This window comes from Sphingobacterium anhuiense, assembly GCF_042686355.1.
Classification (GTDB): domain Bacteria; phylum Bacteroidota; class Bacteroidia; order Sphingobacteriales; family Sphingobacteriaceae; genus Sphingobacterium; species Sphingobacterium anhuiense.
On the sequence record NZ_JBHUPE010000005.1, the window covers coordinates 229201 to 246349 of the forward strand.

The following is a 17149-nucleotide window of genomic DNA, read 5'->3' on the forward strand; positions in this document are numbered from 1 at the left end:
CTTTTACATTAGGGATAAGTTCTGCTATCGGAACTTATAAATACTAACCACTAAAACAAACTAAAAATGGAGCAACCACTTATTTTCCGATCCGACTGATAGTCTATAGGCAAAAAAGCCACGCTATGTTCGCGCATAGGCATGGCTAAATAGCCGGGTTCACAAAAGCAATCAATTTGAAATTTACCTATTAAACCCAACTAACCCAAAAGTATGGATTATTTTTATTTTAAACAAGGGGGACGGCATCGCTGGATTTCACCCCATAGTATGCTTGTTATGAAAATAACGACATTTTTACTGCTTATCGGTTGTTTGCATGCAAATGCAGATACCTATGGGCAAAAAGTTACCCTTTCCGAGCGGAATATTTCACTAGAGCGGGTTATTAGTATATTGAAACAGCAGACCGATTACGATTTTCTTTATGGGACGGACTTGAAGGCAGATGTCCGAAAAGTCAATATTGAAGCCAAAAATCAGGAACTTTCTATGGTATTAAATCATTTGTTTGGAGACCAATCTTTTACGTATACGATCTCTGATAAAACGGTTGTTATTAATTCGAAAAAATATTCGAATGATGATACAGAACAACAGCGTACGGTTCAAGGTAAGGTACTGGATGAAAATCGAAAACCTCTGCAAAGTGCTACGGTATCTGTGGAAGGAACGAGTCAGCGTACCCAAACGGATATTTTTGGTATGTTTACACTAGAAAATGTAATTAAAAATGCGACCATTCGCATTACCTATATGGGTTATGACACCCGAAAGATAAAGATATCAGATGTAGAAGCTTTTCTGGACGTGATTATGCGACAGTCTGAAAATACATTGGAAGAAGCTAATGTTGTCAGTACGGGTTACTACACTATTCCCAAGGAACGAGCAACAGGATCCTTTGAGTATGTGAATAATGAATTATTCAACCGGAATGTAGGGCCCGATGTGATCGGTAGATTAAAAGGAGTTACAACAGGAACAACTTTTGATACCAAGACTGAATATTATTTTCCAATGAAGGAAAGTAGCAATACCATTGCAGGCACTAGGAAAATAACACCTTTAAATACTTTTACCATGAGGGGGATTAGTACTTTAGATAAGTCTACAACTTTTAATGCAGGCACACCCGGAATATTTCCGCTAATCATTTTAGATAACTTCCCTTATGAAGGTGATATCAATCAGCTCAATCCCAATGATGTAGAAAGTGTGACGTTATTGAAAGATGCCGCAGCTGCTTCGATCTGGGGAACCCGTTCTGCAAATGGAGTTATTGTAATTACAACTAAAAAAGGAAAGCTGGATCAGCCGATGCGCATATCGTTTAACAGTAATGTCACTATTCGGGAGCGGTTGAATTTATTTTATACCCCTGTCATGAGCAGTTCGGATTTTATTGATATTGAAAAAGTTAATTTCGATCGAGGAGTATACAATAATCCATTAGCAAATTTCTATTCAACTGTCAGTCCAGTAGTAGATCTCTTAGCAAAACAAAGGGCATTACCACAGAACGATATTGCAGGACGTGCGGCTATTGATGTCGAGATTGATGCGTATCGCAATTATGATTCTCGGAAGGATATTTCCAAATATCTGTATCGCAAAGGTATATTGCAACAATATTCGATGAATTTGAATGGTGGTGGAAGGCAATTCAGTTATTATATCTCTGGAGGCTATGATCATAATGTCGGAAATGAGGTGAATGTTTATAATACGCGTAAAAACCTACGCAATGCCATGACGTTAAGACCGTTCAAGAACTTGGAGGTGAATAGTAATCTTTACTATAATAATACTCTGTACCATTCACCAACAATCTTTGATGGCAACCCTCAAAGAGTGATCGAGCACTTGCCAAATCAACCATATGTTCGTCTGGCCGACGAGCAAGGAAATCCTCTTGAGGTAATTAATCCGCAATTTTTTGGTGCGAATCTAAAGCATGGTTATCGGAAAACTGTAGGAAATGGAAGGTTGTTGGATTGGACTTATTATCCCTTGAATGATATTAATACCAATTACAGTGAAAGTGATGCCCATGAAATCTTACTTAATCTCAATGCATCGTATAAACTTCCCTTCGGTTTTGCAACCCAGATCAATTATCAATACAGTAAAAATAGTGAAATCACAACACGTTTTGTAGATAGAAACTCCTATTATATGCGAGATTATATCAATAGGTTTGCTTTATATGATGAGGACGATATCAATACCCCCGTCACCTTTCAAGTGCCTATTGGAGATGGTATTGAGCAACAAAACATTAATCGGGTATCATATATGTTGCGTGGTCAGTTAAATTTTGATCGAACTTTTAAAGATAAGCATCAGGTCAATGCCTTAATTGGTGCAGAACGAAGCGAAGCTCGAATTTTCGGACCACCTTATTACTCTTTGTTGGGGTATAATGCCGACCCGATGAGTTTTACACCCATTACCTATGATACCAATTTACCTACTTTAAATGGTTTATCTTCAGAAAAGATACAACGTGTTTTAAACATTCAGCCATCCTATTTTAACAGAACAACTAGCATATTTATGAATGCAGCCTATAATTTTAGCAAGCGTTATTTTTTAACCATAAGTGGGCGTAATGATGCGGGTAATATCTTTGGTATGGAGGCGAGTCAACGTATAAAACCTACATGGTCCTTTGGTACTGCTTGGAATTTGAGTGAAGAAGCATTCTTTCATCGCAATGTGTTAGAGTTGTTGAAATTTCGGGCGACATTCGGCTATTTAGGCAATGTCAATAATTCGGTTTCGGCATACCCAACGATAGTTTATGTCAATAAACCCAATGAGATTACAGGACGTACTTATGCTACGGTATCCTCTCCTCCTAATCCTGGTTTATTGCCTGAGCGTTCGGGGATCCTTAATCTGGGTGTGGATTTTGCCTTTAAAAATAACCGCTTATCCGGAACGATTGAATGGTTTAATAAAAACTCTAATCAGTTGATCGCTCCAACACCTGTTCCCATAAGCAGTGGTTTTCAGCAACTGTTCTATAATAGTGGATCGCTAAATACAAGGGGTATAGAAATGAATCTAAAATCCGTGAATGTGCAATATAAACAATTCAAGTGGATAACCGATTTCTTGTTGAGTTATTCAAAAACAATTGTCACTAAATACCTGCTTTCTATGAGTGAGGATTCATTTTGGTATGTTCCTACAAGTGGTTCAAATATCCGATCTACTTATAGAGAAGGGTATGCGCCTTTTAACCTATGGACTTATAAATTTGCCGGTCTAGATCCACAGACAGGAGATCCGCTTGGATATGATACTAACGGCAATCTGACAAAAAACTACGCGGAAATATTAAATAGTAGTAAGCTCAAGGATCTAGATGACTATGGTTCTATCTTTCCTGCATATTTTGGTACGTTTCGCAATACCTTTACTTGGAAATCAATATCCTTATCTGCTAATATATTTTATAAATTTAAATTTAAAATTATAAAACCAAGCCCTTTTAATACCTATGGCTTGACCAGTCCGGAGACATTGCCTACTGCAGAGTATGCGAATCGCTGGCAAAAACCTGGTGATGAGAAGATCACAAATGTACCTTCCATGGTGTTTCCCGGGGATGCGCTTCGAGATGAATTTTATGCTAAATCTTCTGCGCGAGTTATCAGTGGGGATCATATCCGTTTAGAAGATATCCGAGTCGATTATCGTTTTCCAAATATGAATAAATTATTTCGAAGTTTGCAGTTGTATTGTAATGTCAATAATCTAGGCATTATCTGGCGAGCTAATCGCTTTGGCATAGATCCGGATCGGTTTTTGGCTCCGCCGACCCCAAAAGCAATAACAATTGGTGTGAATGCTACCTTTTAATGAATTAAATTACATGAATTATGATATATTATAAAATTATATTTATCACTTTTTTGTTCCTTGCGCTGAGCAGTTGCAAGAAAGGTTTTCTGGATCAAAAGCCTGATCTTACAATGGCTGTACCACATACATTAGCCGATTGTCAAGCCATGTTAGATGATTATGCCCGTATGAATGCAGGCTATCCGGATCATGGGGAAGCTGCTGCAGATAATTTTTTTTTCTCGGATAATGTCTATAGAGATTTGATATATTTTAGTGAAACACCAGAAGATAAAGATAATTATCTTTGGAATCCGGCCGGTGAGCACGTTGAGCAGTGGCAAAACGGTTATAATGTGATCTATAGTGCGAATATGGTGTTGCAGGTATTGGAAAAATTTTCATCCTCAGACCGTGATTATAACAGTATAAAAGGCTCAGCTTTGTTTTATCGGGCCTTTGCCTTTTATAATCTGGCTCAATTGTTCTGTAAACCTTACATAGCCGAAACTGCAAATGCTGATCTGGGTATTCCACTGCGTATGACACCGGACCCTAAAGAACCCGTTACGCGAGGTACCGTAAAAAAATTATATGATCGGATCACACAGGATTTAACAGAAGCAGTAGCGCTATTGTCGAAAGATGTACCGGTTAAATCAAGACCATCTAAAGCTGCAGGATATGCTGCATTAGCACGAACTTATTTGGCGATGGAAGATTACGGTAATGCTGAAAAAATGGCCGATGAATGTCTAAAAATGCAAAGTATTTTAATAGATTACAATGTCACAAGTAATCCGGCAACGGCCACAACGGTAAATCCGAATGGATTTAAGCGTTTTTTAAGGTTTAATGCGGAGGTGATCTTCCAAGCAACAACAGGCTTTACACAATTGAGCTATGATCAGGCTATGGTTGATTCTGATTTGTATGATTCTTATTTATCGGGTGATTGTAGAAAGACCGTATTTTTTACCATGTCTTTTGATCCTTATACGGGGGAACCAGGCCATGCTTTTATCGGGAATTATGATGGAACTGATCCGAATAGGGAGAGCCCTAATTTGTTTGTTGGTTTTGCGACCAATGAGCTATATCTTATTCGTGCCGAATGCCGGGCGCGTGCCGGTCAAACGGGATCGGCCATGGCGGATCTGAATACACTTATGGCAAAGCGCATGAAACCTCCTTATGTGAACAGGACAGCAACAAGTGCTGAGGATGCATTGAAGCAAATTTTAGAGGAACGTCGTAAAGAATTGTTATTTCGAGGACTTCGTTGGACAGATTTGAGGCGCTTAAACCAAGATGCTCGTTTTGCTAAGACATTACATCGCAATATGAACAATCTGATTTATACACCCTTAAAACCAGATGATCTAAGATATGTAATGCTGATTCCTACCAGAGAGGAAATCAATTTAACCGATATGGCTCAAAATCCAAGGTAGTTTAGTGATTCAAACATTAATTAAAAATGAAGAAAATGAAAATATACTATATAAAATATAGCATCCTTTTTCTATTCGTAGTGCTGCTGTTTGCCTGCAAGCGAGATGATCTACATCCAAAGAATGTCCCATTGGCGAAAGTTATGGTATTCAATGGTATTGTTGAAGGAGGAAATATCAAGGTGAGTGTATCTCCACAAGATAAGAGCTGGAGTAGTATACCCGATGCTCAGTTCTCGTTTAATCGCCTCACTATGATTCCCTTTCTTACTCCCTCTGGAGTAAATATCGTCAAGGCGGTACAGTTGGCGGATACCACCAAAATATTTTATAGAAATCATGTGACCTTCCAAAACAATAATTTCTATACTCTTTATTTAACGGGTACAGCTACGAAGGTTGATACATTATTCCGAAAAGAGGTAAATTTACCCATCTATGTTCCTCTTGATGTTCGAAAGAAACTTACAGCTCAAGATAGTATGATTAATATTCGTTTTATTAACCTGTCTTATAATGGACCAAAAATAAATATTAATATAAAAAATAAAAATACGAATGAAGTTAGTGATCTTGATTATCAAAAATTTAGTAATTTTAAAGTTGTTAGTGCAATTGCAGATGAGATTGTTTTTGAAATAAGAAATGCTGCAGACCAGAGTTTGCTTTTAACATATTCATTAAATGCAAGATATTTTAGGTTTAAAACTGTAGATTTTGCTATTGTGGGATCGTATGGGAATCCGAATGTTCCTTACTTTGATCAATATAGCGTTGCTATTAATTCATTATTTTAATCTATATATTTTAGAATAATTTCATTTAAGCATTTTTTTTCAATAGGTTAATAACAAATACCTGTAGAATTTTTTCTACAGGTACTTTTGAACTGCTCGAGGGCAGGGTGACATCAGTCAATTTAATTCATCTTCTACTATTCAGAACAACAGAATCAAAGGTATTGATTTTGACGGCGCACTATAAATTTGTACCGTTCATTAAATTATACGTTTTCCCAAATCACTACGCAGGTCTCAGCAGTACGTTTGTACTTTCTAACTGATTATGCTGTGCGCGAATGATTTCACGATATAAGTTTGTTGTAAATATTGGGTGCCCCGAGTTATCAGACGCCTGAATCGCACATACTTTTATTTTAGGTGAGGCACATGAGGGAGGATTGCTTCCTACAAGTGTGTATTGATTAGGTTCTGATGGATCTTGTGGGCTTGCCGCTCCGGGGGTGAATGAATACCAAGGCATAATTTTAGTGCTTTTATAGATCAAAAAGCATAAACTTTATAATTGTGCTTACTCGATTGTAGGGTTTTCAGCATCGCCCTTTGCTTACTCGATCAAGGATTTTCAGCTTTCTCCTTTTGTCTGGCCAGACTACCTGAAAGACTATAAGTTTTTCAGGATTTCTTTGATACTATTTTTACCGCGTTGCAGTAGAATATTTTCAGTGTCTTTTTTCAACATAATAGCGTTGTACATTTCTTTTATCAGTTCATCCGTAATTACTGGCAGATTCTCATCACTAATTGCATGGATTGCGTAAACATGACTTTTAACTAAAGACCCTTGTTGTATTGGCTTACTTTCGCCATTGTATCTAATATATTGGTTGGATTCCGCAGGATCTTTAATTCCCTCTGATGGCGGTGTAAATAAAAACCAAGGCATAATATTCTCTTTATTTAGCTTAGCATGACTAAACTTTATGTTTTGCTTACTCTATAACAGGATTTTCAGCTTCGTCCCTAATCAAGTTTCATTTATCGGTTTTTTACTAAGGTTTGAGTAATACATTTGCACTTGCTGTGCCATTATGCTGTGCTCGAATGATCTCTCGATACAGCGGGATTGTGAATATAGGTTTCCCCATATTGTCCATAGCTTGTATCGCACAAACCTTACAACCTCCTAGACACGTGGGAGGGCTCATTCCAACTAATGTATATTGATTAGGATCAGATGGATCTTCTGTCCCAATTCCTGGTGGAATAAATTGATACCAAGGCATAATTGTAGCGCTTTTATACATCAAAAAGCATAAACTTTAATTTCTTTTAGTCTACTCTGTTTAGGATTTTCGACATGCTCCTTATTTTTTAGAAAGTTTTGCTCTAATCATTTATAGTTATAACTATGGCTTTAAAAGAACATTTGTACTTTCCGTGCTGGTTTGAAGTGCATTTGCTATCTGGCACACTAAACCCAATGTAATTATAGGTGATCCCATATTATCACTTGCTTGAATAGCACAGAGATGGATATTTGGACTAGGGCAAAAGGGGGGCGTGCTCCCTACAAGAGTGTAACTGTTTGGGCTACATATGTCCCCTCCAGTATATGAATACCAAGGCATAATTGTGGTGCTTTTATACATCAAAAAGCATAAACTTTAATTTTTTCTACCTACTCTGTTTTGGATTTTCGGCGTTCTCCTTTATTCTTTTTTATAGGTGGTACCAAATCTTATTGGTACCCTCCTGCAGGAAATATTCCTGTCTTAGAATGATGTTTTCACTGTCGCATCCCGATAATACCGCCGCTGACATTTCTTTTTGTAGCGACTCATCAATGATGGGCAATCCGGCTGCATCAAAGCAGGCTTTGATGGCGTAGATCTTGTCTGAACAGTCCCGGTTGGAGGGCGATTTTTTGCCGACTACATACCGTGTGTACTGCCGGGGATCGGTAGGATCCAAGCGCGTACCTTGTCTGGGTGTAAAGAGATACCATATTCTCATCTTGCTTTGCTTTGAATGAACCTAAATTCCTTTTCTTGCTTACTCGCTTACAGGGTTTTCAGCTTTCCCCTTTTTATCGCTACCATTTCTTGTTTTGAGGCGATGGTAAGCCCGTACCAGCATTTACTCTTATGGGCAAGTGGCCGGGCCTACAGCATGCACCTAAAATTAGAACACTATGAACATTATGATTTTCTAATCACATTCTTTGCAATGGCTTCCTTTGAGCAGTACATTTGTTGTGCTGGTTTGATTTTCCAATGCACAGCAGATCTCGGCTTCCAGATCGCAGGTGATATGGGGCTTTTTATGGTGATCCATCGCTTGTATGGCGCAGACCATCAGGTGGCCCTCACAGTATGGCGGATGATTGCCGTATAATGTGTACTGGTTTTCGTCCTTCGGATTTCCATCCTTTGAACAGCAGGGGGTGAATGTATACCAAGGCATAATCGGGTTGCTTTTATAGATCAAAAAGCGTAAACTTTAGTTATTTAAATAAATTAAACTGCATCATTAATACGCCCACAAGCGCGATACCTGTTAACCAGATGTTGACTTTTAAATGTTTCCGCCAGGTCATGTGTTTAAACATGCCGCCGCATGGGCAGGGATAACGTTCATAGACCTGAAAAATAATCCCGGAGACGTAGACTGTAAAAATCAACATCAGTGCGAATGAAAAGTAGAGGCCTAACAATCTGGTCTCCGGGAAAAGCAACATGAAGACAACCGAAAGCTCCAGCAGCGGTATCAGCAAAGTCAGGATCGGTACGCTCCACTTGGGGATTGCCTGTGAACCTAGTATATCGTGAAAGTATTTCATCTTGAAAAACTTCGGTATGGATGTGTAAGCCCAAAGCAGGACAAACAACAGAACAATAGCATATGTAATAATAGTCGCAATCATAATTGTAGTTTTTATCTGTGAACTAACTAAGACTAATTTCGCCAGAAAAGTGAGGGAAGGGTTATCAACTATTTGACAGTTTTGTAGTTGAAATTTTATCAGTAAAAATGTTTAACTAAAGACAGTTTTATTGTCAATAAATTGCACTATTTGTTGTTTCTCAATATATAAGGGGATTTCTTCTAAATAAATTTCTTTTTAACGAGAAATTTAAGGAAACGTATTCTAGTTTGGTATAGCCATTGTGGGATATAGAAAGTAATAACTCGAGCAGAAAAGTTTAAAAATTTCAACCCTATTTTTTGTTAAAAATCTGTTTATGATTTTACATGCTTAAACAACTTTTCAGTTGTCTTACTGGTATGGAATAAGTTTCTGCTTTTGTTTTTTTCGAGTCCACATGATATTATTGAGCTTGAAATCTTGAACTGGCTGAAAGACGCTCTATGGAAATGTAGAAAAAAAGTGAAGAGGTGCCGTAAATTTATTGATTTGTTCTACTTTTTTTTATCAAATAAAAATCCCCAGCACTTTCAGAACTGGGGATATCCTGGTTGATTTCTAATAAGCAAGGGGATCCACCCAACTTCATGTTTAAATAAAATAAATGATTTTTCAGTAACACATCTCATCTTTAAGGTCTTAAGAGTACGTTGATTCCTGTCATTCTATTTTGTAGCGCATTTGCGATCTCGCATATTAATGCAGGGGTAAGAATAGGATATCCCATATTGTCGTAAGCTTGGATAGCACATAAGTAATTATTTAATCCCGGACAAGAAGGTGGAAGCATTGTTAATAAGGTGTAATTATTAGGGTTACAAAGATCTCCCGGAAATGTAATCGGTGTATAAGAATACCAAGGCATAAAAGTTAGTTAGTTAGTTAGTTAGTTAGTTAGTTAGTTAGTTAGTTAGTTAGTTAGTTAGTTAGTTAGTTAGTTAGTTAGTTAGTTAGTTAGTTAGTTAGTTAGTTGTCTAATTAGCACATTTATTACGATCATCCAATCGGACATTGATCGTGTCGATCTCAAGTTCTAGGGCATTTATAATTTCCATACGTAACATCATATCGATATGGGGTAGCCCGCAATTGTCATCTGCTTGTATGGCCGCAAAAAAAAGTTTGGATTCAGAAGATTGGGGTGGCAAATCTCCCAATAAGGTATAATTAGTTGGATCCTGAGGATCACAAGAAGGCAATATTGGTGTAAAGGTGTACCATGGCATCATGAAGTGCTTTTATGAATCAAAAAGCATAAACTTTAATAAATGCCTACTCTGTTAGAGGATTTTCGGCATACTCCTGTGGTTTATAGTTGATTCTGTTAGATCGTGTATTGCATTAGCTTTCTCATCAAAAAGTAATCTTTAACCTGGATGAGCAATCCCAAAGACTTAAGAAGTATTCACGCTTCTTAAGTCTTTGGTAATTACATCATGAGAAAACCGAAAGCTCCAGCAGCGGTATCAGCAAAATTAGATTCGGTACGCCTCATCTTCGGGATTGAATTTGAACAGTATTTTGATATAAAAGTGCAAGTATTTGGTGTTTAAAATTTTTATCGATGTGCAGTGTCCATTTCCAATAAAATCATCTTTTGAAATGGGACAACAGTACATTGGTCGTATCTCTTCGGTTCTGTAGCGCCTGCGCTATCTCTCCCTGCAATGCTCTGGTAATAATGGGATGACCTAAATTATCACTTGCCTGTAAGGCTGATAAATAATAATTGGGCCCGGCGATGAAGGTGGAACAGATCCCACTAATGTCCAGTTATTGGGATTGGTGGGATTGGAACGACGTGAAGGCGTATATAAATACCAAGGCATAATCGTGATGCTTTTATAGATCAAAAAGCCTAAACTTTAAAATGTTTTAGGTCTACTCTATTATGGGATTTTCGACAGGCTCCTTTCGATTTTTTTAGAGGTGGTACCACACTTTGTTGGTGCCTTGCTGATAATATTCCTGCCCAGGATAATATGTGCACTGTCGCAGCCTGATAATGCGGCGGCAGCCTGCAGGGATTCATCAATAATGGGCAAGCCTGCAGCATCAAAGTAAGCATTGATGACATAGATCTTATCGCTACAGTTCCGATTGTGCGACGATTTTCTGTTCACACAGAGCGTGTGTAATGATGGGGACCTGAAGGATCTACCCGTTACCTTTCATGAGGGTAAAAGTTCTGCAAAATCCCCATCTAGAGTTTTTAACTATATAATCAGTTGCCGACTAATTGATTAATTTGTTTTTGACTTCATCCTTTTACCTCCTCTGTTAAAGGATTCCGGCCAATGCTGTGGTTGCTGTTATAAATTTCTCTTAAAGATACTTAAGAACGCAGTAGAACATTAACAGTGTCTATATGATTAAGAAGCGCCAGTGCTATTTCATTACACAATGCTGGAGTAATATTAGGTTTTCCTAAATTATCTGCAGCTTGTATTGCACATAGGTTATTATTTGGACCTGGGCAAGAAGGAGGGGTAGATCCTACAAGGACATAATTGTTTGGATCACATGGATTGTGTGGAAAGGAATCTATTGGATTAAATACATACCAAGGCATAATCGTGGTGCTTTTATCAATCAAAAAGCTTAAACTTTAATGAGGCTTACTCTATTACAGGATTTTCGGCATACTCCTATTGATAATATTTTTATAAATAATTTAACATCTCCTTACATTGGACAATTGCACATTTGCTGTATCTATACTATTTGAAATTGCATATGCAATCTCAGCGCAGGGTACAATAAGAGGTTTCCCCATATTATCCATTGCTTGTATGGCACATAGAAAAATATTTGGTGCTGGACATGGTGGTGGAGTAGATCCCACTAATGTATAATTATTTGGATCACACGGATCACAAGAAGGTGGAACAGGAGTGAATGCATACCAAGGCATAATCTTAACGCTTTTATCAATCAAAAAGCATAAACTTTAATAAATGCCTACTCTGTTAGAGGATTTTCAGCATACTCCTGTGGTTTATAGTTGATTCTGTAAGATCGTGTATCGCATTAGTTTTCTCATCAAAAAGTAATCTTCAACCTAGATGAGCAATCCCAAAGACTTAAGAAGTATTCACGCTTCTTAAGTCTTTGGTAATTACATCATGAGACAACCGAAAGCTCCAGCAGCGGTATCAGCAAAATTAGATTCGGTACGCCTCATCTTCGGGATTGAATTTGAACAGTATTTTGATATAAAAGTGCAAGTATTTGGTGTTTAAAATTTTTATTGATGTGCAGAGTCCGTTTCCAATGAAATCATCTTTTGAAATGGGACAACAGTACATTGGTCGTATCTCTTCGGTTCTGTAGCGCCTGCGCTATCTCTCCCTGCAATGCTCTGGTAATAATGGGATGACCTAAATTATCACTTGCCTGTAAGGCTGATAAATAATAATTGGGGCCCGGCGTTGAAGGTGGAACAGATCCTACTAATGTCCAGTTATTGGGATTGGTGGGATTGGAACGACGTGAAGGCGTATATAAATACCAAGGCATAATCGTGCTGCTTTTATAGATCAAAAAGCCTAAACTTTAATAAATGCCTACTCTGTTATAGGATTTTCGGCAACCTCCTTTAAGCTTATTTCATGGTCCATTCTGAAACAGGAGTATGAATTGCTGTTCCCCTTGAACTCGTTGGTTATACTAAGTTCGATAGAAATGTGATCGGGAGGTTAGCAGGTGATTGACAGTTTTACTGTCTTTGTGTAGACAAACATTTTTAAAAATAATGTCAGTTTAACTGTCAAAAACTTTACAGTTTGTTTGTAAAATCTTTGACAGTTTTTTGAATTTTATCTTCCCATGAGTTTTTTCTTCAGTCCTGTGTAACCCTGGCGGGTTAAGCCGACATGCATGGCCTTGGTTCCGACCGATGCAATGTTGCAGAATAAAGAATTTTCGGCTTCAAACTTCACGATCCGTTCACAGGATGGTTCGTTGAGCAGTAAGATCCGATGTTGTGAGGCCTGCTCATTGTGTACAATGATCTGCTCGATATGTGCGGATACTTCCGGAAATTCTTCCCGCAGGGTCAGCGCATCGCGGTAACTCATTGATAGCACAATGCCGGGTTCCAGCATCTGGATATAATGGGTTCGATCTTCGCCGCGAAGTAGGCTTGAAGCAAATAAAATAATTTCATTTTTCTTCCAGATCTGAGTGCCATAAGTGGCTCCTGTGGTTTTATTATAATAGTAACTGTGCACCATAGCCTGAGTCGAGAGCCATAAACGGCCCTCGTTTGCAGAACCGGGCGATTCGAGATCTTGGTATTTGATGGTTTTCTGGATCTGACACATGGGTGCGACACGCTCGAAAAGTAAAGCCTGTCTTTCGGGTGTCATGGTGAGTTTGGTTTCAATGTACTGTTTAATTACTTGGTTTTTATAATCTTTCATAATGGTTATATATTAACTTGAATCCCAGGAGGTATTCGGTATTGAATTGGTTTATTAGGTCAATAATAATCACGGTCTTCATACTTATTCCTGTTAGTCTGCGATACGGTACCTGATCCAAATCATAAAGGGATAAATGACCGTGCTGTTTGTTGTACTGCTGTTGATTGTGGGGAGCGGGGTGCTCGATACAATAATGTCTTTGACACCTGGTTTATCATCTGCTGCAACCGTCTCTTTGTCAAAACTGACATGAAGCTGCGCCTCCCAGGTGGTGGCGATGCCTTCGGAGAGGGTGTTTTTAAAGCTGGTGGGCATGTTGCTGATCTGCACGATCTGATTGATATGCAAATCGAAATGGGTGTTCATAAATTGGGCAAAATCGGCACGGATGTCTGCGATCAACACTTGTCGCTGTGCCAGGGTAAGTTGAAATAACTCGGTTTGAAATGCTGCAACTCCCGCATTGTTCAGGATTTTTTTCATAATACTTTTTTTTTAGGTTTTATTGCATAAAATTCGACACTTTTAGGAAACGAGTCAAGGGGTAAAATAGGTATTTTCTAAAATGTACATTTTTTGTACATTATTTTTTATCGTTGAATTTGCTGCCTTTAGGCCATATTTTGGCGAATTAGTGCTCTTCCTGTTGCATGAATGGAAATGGATGATCAAAAAAAAAAGAGGGATCATTTTTTAAAATTTTAACGTTAAATTCCCTGCTGCTTCGCCTTTTATGGGGCCTTTTTTCGGAAAGGTTTACTGTTTAAATATAGGGGAGGTATGGGATGCTGAAAAATGGACTCACGTATTCGGAAGTAGAGGGCCTGCGTATACATTTTACCATTCAATATTGTTTTTTATTTCGTTTAAAAGTAAAAAAATTTTATTTTGAAAATAAATCACTAATTTTAACTTGACATATGTGCTTAATGATGCCCATCCTTGTTTCAAGGTAGGCTTGCACTTCTAGCTATCATAAAACGATGAATACCTGAACCTTTTTATGAGAGTACCTGACCAAGGATGGAATACGTAATAAACCACGTTTTAGCAACGAATATTAAATATAAAAAATAGTTTTGCATCTTGCTTGCATGCAGGTATGGCACCAACAGTTCTACATTTGTTGTCAACTGTTTTTTTCCTTGTATTAAACCTTTATAAATATGAGCCAAAAATTAAATGAACAGCAATCCTTGCTACAGGTCGTTGTAAGTGAAAATCAGGAACGTCAAATTCGTTCAGAACTGGAGAATTTGGACTTACAGATTGATCCTAAAATTATCTTTTTTGATTTAGAAAGATTGAGTTTGCCAGATGGTTACTTGTCCATCTTCTCTTTCTACGGTAGTAACTTATCCATGCGCCTGATAAACTGTGTTTCAGAAAGTGAAAAAATGCTGTTTTCTACTCCTATTGAACCTGTCGTTACTTTTCATATCCAGATGACAAACGATCATTATAGTTGTTTTGAAGGCGACGCTAACCGGAGTCTGTGGATGACAGATCAAACCCGGTTATTTTGGCAAAATCAAGATACGGTTATCTATGAATTGCCATATGGCTTCTGCAACCATTTGGATCTGTTTTTTAGACCAGACCATTTTTTAGAAATGGCCGATCGATATCCCGTTTTGCGTGAAATGGCGATGGAAGTCAAAACAAGCGTATCTGGAAACTTAGATTTTTTTGTTGCACAGCTTGACGGCGATATCCATGATCTGATAGACCGGCTATTGGATGAGCTGCAGGATTATGCGGTGAGCAAAGAACGCTTTCAGCATCTCATTGAATGTTTACTCTTGCGCTGTATGGGTGTTGTTGTACCTGTCGAACCGATACCTGATGACGCTATACATGCAGATGATTATTATTTTGTCGATAATACCCCCCATACTTCTCAATACCATCGTAACCCCAGTTATTACAATAGGGAAGAATTTCAAAAACTTGTTGAGCGTATGCTGTGCTACACGGATGTAATATTGAAAGATAAATTTTATGCGGAAAAACTTGCCTATTTTGACCGCAAGAAAAATATAGTGGCGAGCAGGATGCTCATGAATAAAATAAAACATACTTATGCTACGATCATGGTTGATGTAAGTAATCTCGTGGCAGATTTATACTTGGAAATCGCTACATGTTTAGATAAGCAATCTGTAGATTATCCTTTGAATGAGAGTGGTTTGGAGGTGGTGGCTGAGGCCATTACATTTGTCTGTGATCAATCTTTTGCGCTGCGCCAGCCAACACATGAGGCTTTAGAAATGTATCACAAATGGTCTAAAAAAAGCGACCAGAATATGGATGAGGCAAGCAAGCTGTTGGAAAGTTTTTTATCAAAAATGGATATGAATTTGCCTAAGCTGGATGGATCTAAAGAATCTAAGGCGATCTTTTTTGAATATATAAAAGAGCATTTTGGTATGAAACCGCTTTCGTATTTTATAGGTGAGCAGGAAAAAGATAAACCCAAAGAGGTTGTTGAACTATACCACAAGCTAATGCAACATTTGCCAGATGAATTTACCATAACGGACGATGGTGAAATCAAGAAAAGCGACCTGATCCGTATTCTGGATGCCGCTTATGACACAAACGATGTTATTCCGATGTTGTTGGTCGAAATTGAACATTTTTCCAAGGACGTGCAGTATGTCGAACAACAAAGTTTTGAAAAAATATGCTGGTGGCTACTGGCTATAAAAGAAGGGAATAGCGATCTTCATCACCAAGATCTTGTGTTGCGTCAAGAGCGGCTATTTGGTCTGATGCAAGTTTATGAATCTGCGCTTGATGGAATGCATGCGCTCGAATGGAGTATTCATCAAAGTAGAGAGGTTTTCGTGGATTTGGCATCCAAACTTTTAAAAGTGCGATTCAGGATGGAGGAACAGAGGAGTAGCGGAACTTTTATGCTGTGCGTAAAAGCATTTATTCGAGCAGGAGATACCTATAAACTGCCAAAGGAGTAAGGATGGGAGCGTATAGACTTATTTGAAGGGTATAAGCCAGTCCATTGATACCGTAAAAAGTACGTGCAATAAGCAGTAACTATTTCTTAAATATTTTACCACTAAAAATGTGCTAAAAATAATATCTCACCGGCAAGTAATGGTGCTTAATCTTTTGTTTATACGATGCTGGTGAAGCTGTGGCTATTTTTAGTGACTGCTTTGTCCTGAGTATGGACTGGCTCGGCAAACCTTAGGTAGTTCTTTGCTAGCTGATCGCCAATATACCGTACACAAACAGCAATAAAAGGGTACAAAAAAGGCAAGAAAGGTGTAACGGAGTCTGCAGGGAGAAGCCTTGAAGGAATAAAGAATAAGCCTACAAACGGTAATGAATCGGTCATGAAATGCCAGACAAACGACAATGAAATGGTAATAAATAAGCAAGGAAATACCATGAAAGTTTAACATGAACTGCAATAAATAGGCAGACCACGACCGGAGCAAACAGACCACGATTAAAAAAATCTATTCTTTTCCTAACCAAATTAACACCAATTTCTAAGTTTCTTCGACTCGGCTTCGACGTGGCATCGGGATTTCATCGACCACAGTGCATGAAAAGTCGAAGCACGGTCGAACAAAAGTCAAGTGGAAGTAGAAAAAGAGGTGAAGAAAGGGATGAGCAAGTGTGCCACGAAAAGGACGGTGCAACTACGGTGTAAGTGTGGTACAGTTACGGAGAAACTTACGACAAGGTTAAAAGAAAGTCCAAACAAAGTGAAAA

Annotated in this window: 15 protein-coding genes; 5 read left to right on the forward strand and 10 right to left on the reverse strand. The window is 38.1% G+C overall.

The features are described from left to right. The first annotated feature begins 213 nt into the window (after positions 1 to 213). From ACFS6I_RS13065 to ACFS6I_RS13075, 3 genes are read left to right on the forward strand one after another with little or no spacing between them, the layout of a single operon-like run. The gene (locus ACFS6I_RS13065; RefSeq protein ID WP_380921195.1) at positions 214 to 3873 is read left to right on the forward strand and encodes a SusC/RagA family TonB-linked outer membrane protein; all 3660 of its coding nucleotides are present in this window, start codon (positions 214 to 216) and stop codon (positions 3871 to 3873) included. Between the two features lie 20 nt (positions 3874 to 3893). Continuing rightward, entirely contained in the window at positions 3894 to 5309 is a 1416-nt protein-coding gene (locus ACFS6I_RS13070) for a RagB/SusD family nutrient uptake outer membrane protein (RefSeq protein ID WP_380921197.1), read from the forward strand. Positions 5310 to 5344: 35 nt separating this feature from the next. Next, positions 5345 to 6106 carry a hypothetical protein gene (locus ACFS6I_RS13075; RefSeq protein WP_380921199.1) on the forward strand — a complete coding sequence of 254 codons (762 nt, stop codon included), beginning with the start codon at positions 5345 to 5347 and terminating at the stop codon, positions 6104 to 6106. 226 nt (positions 6107 to 6332) lie between these two features. On the opposite strand, the gene ACFS6I_RS13080 is transcribed toward ACFS6I_RS13075, so the two are convergent. From ACFS6I_RS13080 to ACFS6I_RS13090, 3 genes are all read right to left on the reverse strand, one after another. Next, complete coding sequence (locus tag ACFS6I_RS13080) at positions 6333 to 6572, reverse strand: hypothetical protein (protein ID WP_380921201.1); 240 nt, start codon at positions 6570 to 6572, stop codon at positions 6333 to 6335. A 141-nt stretch (positions 6573 to 6713) separates the two neighbouring features. After that, positions 6714 to 6995, reverse strand: a complete 282-nt coding sequence (locus ACFS6I_RS13085; RefSeq protein WP_380921203.1) for a hypothetical protein — start codon at positions 6993 to 6995, stop codon at positions 6714 to 6716. Positions 6996 to 7101: 106 nt separating this feature from the next. Further along, positions 7102 to 7335: a hypothetical protein gene (locus ACFS6I_RS13090; RefSeq protein WP_380921205.1), complete on the reverse strand. Its 234-nt coding sequence runs from the start codon at positions 7333 to 7335 to the stop codon at positions 7102 to 7104. Positions 7336 to 8221: 886 nt separating this feature from the next. On the opposite strand from ACFS6I_RS13090, the gene ACFS6I_RS13095 reads away from it, so the two are divergent. Next, a complete protein-coding gene (locus ACFS6I_RS13095) occupies positions 8222 to 8446 on the forward strand; it encodes a hypothetical protein (RefSeq protein WP_380921207.1) in 225 nt (74 codons plus the stop codon). A gap of 109 nt (positions 8447 to 8555) precedes the next feature. On the opposite strand, the gene ACFS6I_RS13100 is transcribed toward ACFS6I_RS13095, so the two are convergent. The 7 genes from ACFS6I_RS13100 to ACFS6I_RS13130 all read right to left on the reverse strand — a co-directional run bounded on the left by ACFS6I_RS13100 (position 8556) and on the right by ACFS6I_RS13130 (position 13888). Continuing rightward, the gene (locus ACFS6I_RS13100) at positions 8556 to 8975 is read right to left on the reverse strand and encodes a MauE/DoxX family redox-associated membrane protein (RefSeq protein WP_380921209.1); all 420 of its coding nucleotides are present in this window, start codon (positions 8973 to 8975) and stop codon (positions 8556 to 8558) included. Positions 8976 to 9609: 634 nt separating this feature from the next. Then, on the reverse strand, positions 9610 to 9843 hold the full coding sequence (locus ACFS6I_RS13105; RefSeq protein WP_380921211.1) for a hypothetical protein: 234 nt from the start codon (positions 9841 to 9843) through the stop codon (positions 9610 to 9612). Positions 9844 to 9952: 109 nt separating this feature from the next. Then, positions 9953 to 10207 carry a hypothetical protein gene (locus ACFS6I_RS13110; RefSeq protein ID WP_380921213.1) on the reverse strand — a complete coding sequence of 85 codons (255 nt, stop codon included), beginning with the start codon at positions 10205 to 10207 and terminating at the stop codon, positions 9953 to 9955. Positions 10208 to 11652: 1445 nt separating this feature from the next. After that, complete coding sequence (locus ACFS6I_RS13115; protein ID WP_380921215.1) at positions 11653 to 11892, reverse strand: hypothetical protein; 240 nt, start codon at positions 11890 to 11892, stop codon at positions 11653 to 11655. Between the two features lie 365 nt (positions 11893 to 12257). After that, positions 12258 to 12497, reverse strand: a complete 240-nt coding sequence (locus ACFS6I_RS13120) for a hypothetical protein (RefSeq protein WP_380921217.1) — start codon at positions 12495 to 12497, stop codon at positions 12258 to 12260. Positions 12498 to 12796: 299 nt separating this feature from the next. Continuing rightward, complete coding sequence (locus ACFS6I_RS13125; RefSeq protein ID WP_380921219.1) at positions 12797 to 13402, reverse strand: hypothetical protein; 606 nt, start codon at positions 13400 to 13402, stop codon at positions 12797 to 12799. Positions 13403 to 13495: 93 nt separating this feature from the next. Continuing rightward, entirely contained in the window at positions 13496 to 13888 is a 393-nt protein-coding gene (locus tag ACFS6I_RS13130) for a hypothetical protein (protein ID WP_380921221.1), read from the reverse strand. A gap of 683 nt (positions 13889 to 14571) precedes the next feature. Between ACFS6I_RS13130 and ACFS6I_RS13135 the strand changes: the two genes are divergently transcribed. Continuing rightward, entirely contained in the window at positions 14572 to 16383 is a 1812-nt protein-coding gene (locus ACFS6I_RS13135) for a hypothetical protein (RefSeq protein WP_380921223.1), read from the forward strand. Positions 16384 to 17149: the final 766 nt, after the last annotated feature.

Coding starts and splice junctions, on each gene's coding strand:
- ACFS6I_RS13065 (WP_380921195.1), top strand. CDS start 214: ATGGATTATTTTTATTTTAAACAAGGGGGACGGCATCGCTGGATTTCA.
- ACFS6I_RS13070 (WP_380921197.1), top strand. CDS start 3,894: ATGATATATTATAAAATTATATTTATCACTTTTTTGTTCCTTGCGCTG.
- ACFS6I_RS13075 (WP_380921199.1), top strand. CDS start 5,345: ATGAAAATATACTATATAAAATATAGCATCCTTTTTCTATTCGTAGTG.
- ACFS6I_RS13080 (WP_380921201.1), bottom strand. CDS start 6,572: ATGCCTTGGTATTCATTCACCCCCGGAGCGGCAAGCCCACAAGATCCA.
- ACFS6I_RS13085 (WP_380921203.1), bottom strand. CDS start 6,995: ATGCCTTGGTTTTTATTTACACCGCCATCAGAGGGAATTAAAGATCCT.
- ACFS6I_RS13090 (WP_380921205.1), bottom strand. CDS start 7,335: ATGCCTTGGTATCAATTTATTCCACCAGGAATTGGGACAGAAGATCCA.
- ACFS6I_RS13095 (WP_380921207.1), top strand. CDS start 8,222: ATGCACCTAAAATTAGAACACTATGAACATTATGATTTTCTAATCACA.
- ACFS6I_RS13100 (WP_380921209.1), bottom strand. CDS start 8,975: ATGATTGCGACTATTATTACATATGCTATTGTTCTGTTGTTTGTCCTG.
- ACFS6I_RS13105 (WP_380921211.1), bottom strand. CDS start 9,843: ATGCCTTGGTATTCTTATACACCGATTACATTTCCGGGAGATCTTTGT.
- ACFS6I_RS13110 (WP_380921213.1), bottom strand. CDS start 10,207: ATGATGCCATGGTACACCTTTACACCAATATTGCCTTCTTGTGATCCT.
- ACFS6I_RS13115 (WP_380921215.1), bottom strand. CDS start 11,892: ATGCCTTGGTATGCATTCACTCCTGTTCCACCTTCTTGTGATCCGTGT.
- ACFS6I_RS13120 (WP_380921217.1), bottom strand. CDS start 12,497: ATGCCTTGGTATTTATATACGCCTTCACGTCGTTCCAATCCCACCAAT.
- ACFS6I_RS13125 (WP_380921219.1), bottom strand. CDS start 13,402: ATGAAAGATTATAAAAACCAAGTAATTAAACAGTACATTGAAACCAAA.
- ACFS6I_RS13130 (WP_380921221.1), bottom strand. CDS start 13,888: ATGAAAAAAATCCTGAACAATGCGGGAGTTGCAGCATTTCAAACCGAG.
- ACFS6I_RS13135 (WP_380921223.1), top strand. CDS start 14,572: ATGAGCCAAAAATTAAATGAACAGCAATCCTTGCTACAGGTCGTTGTA.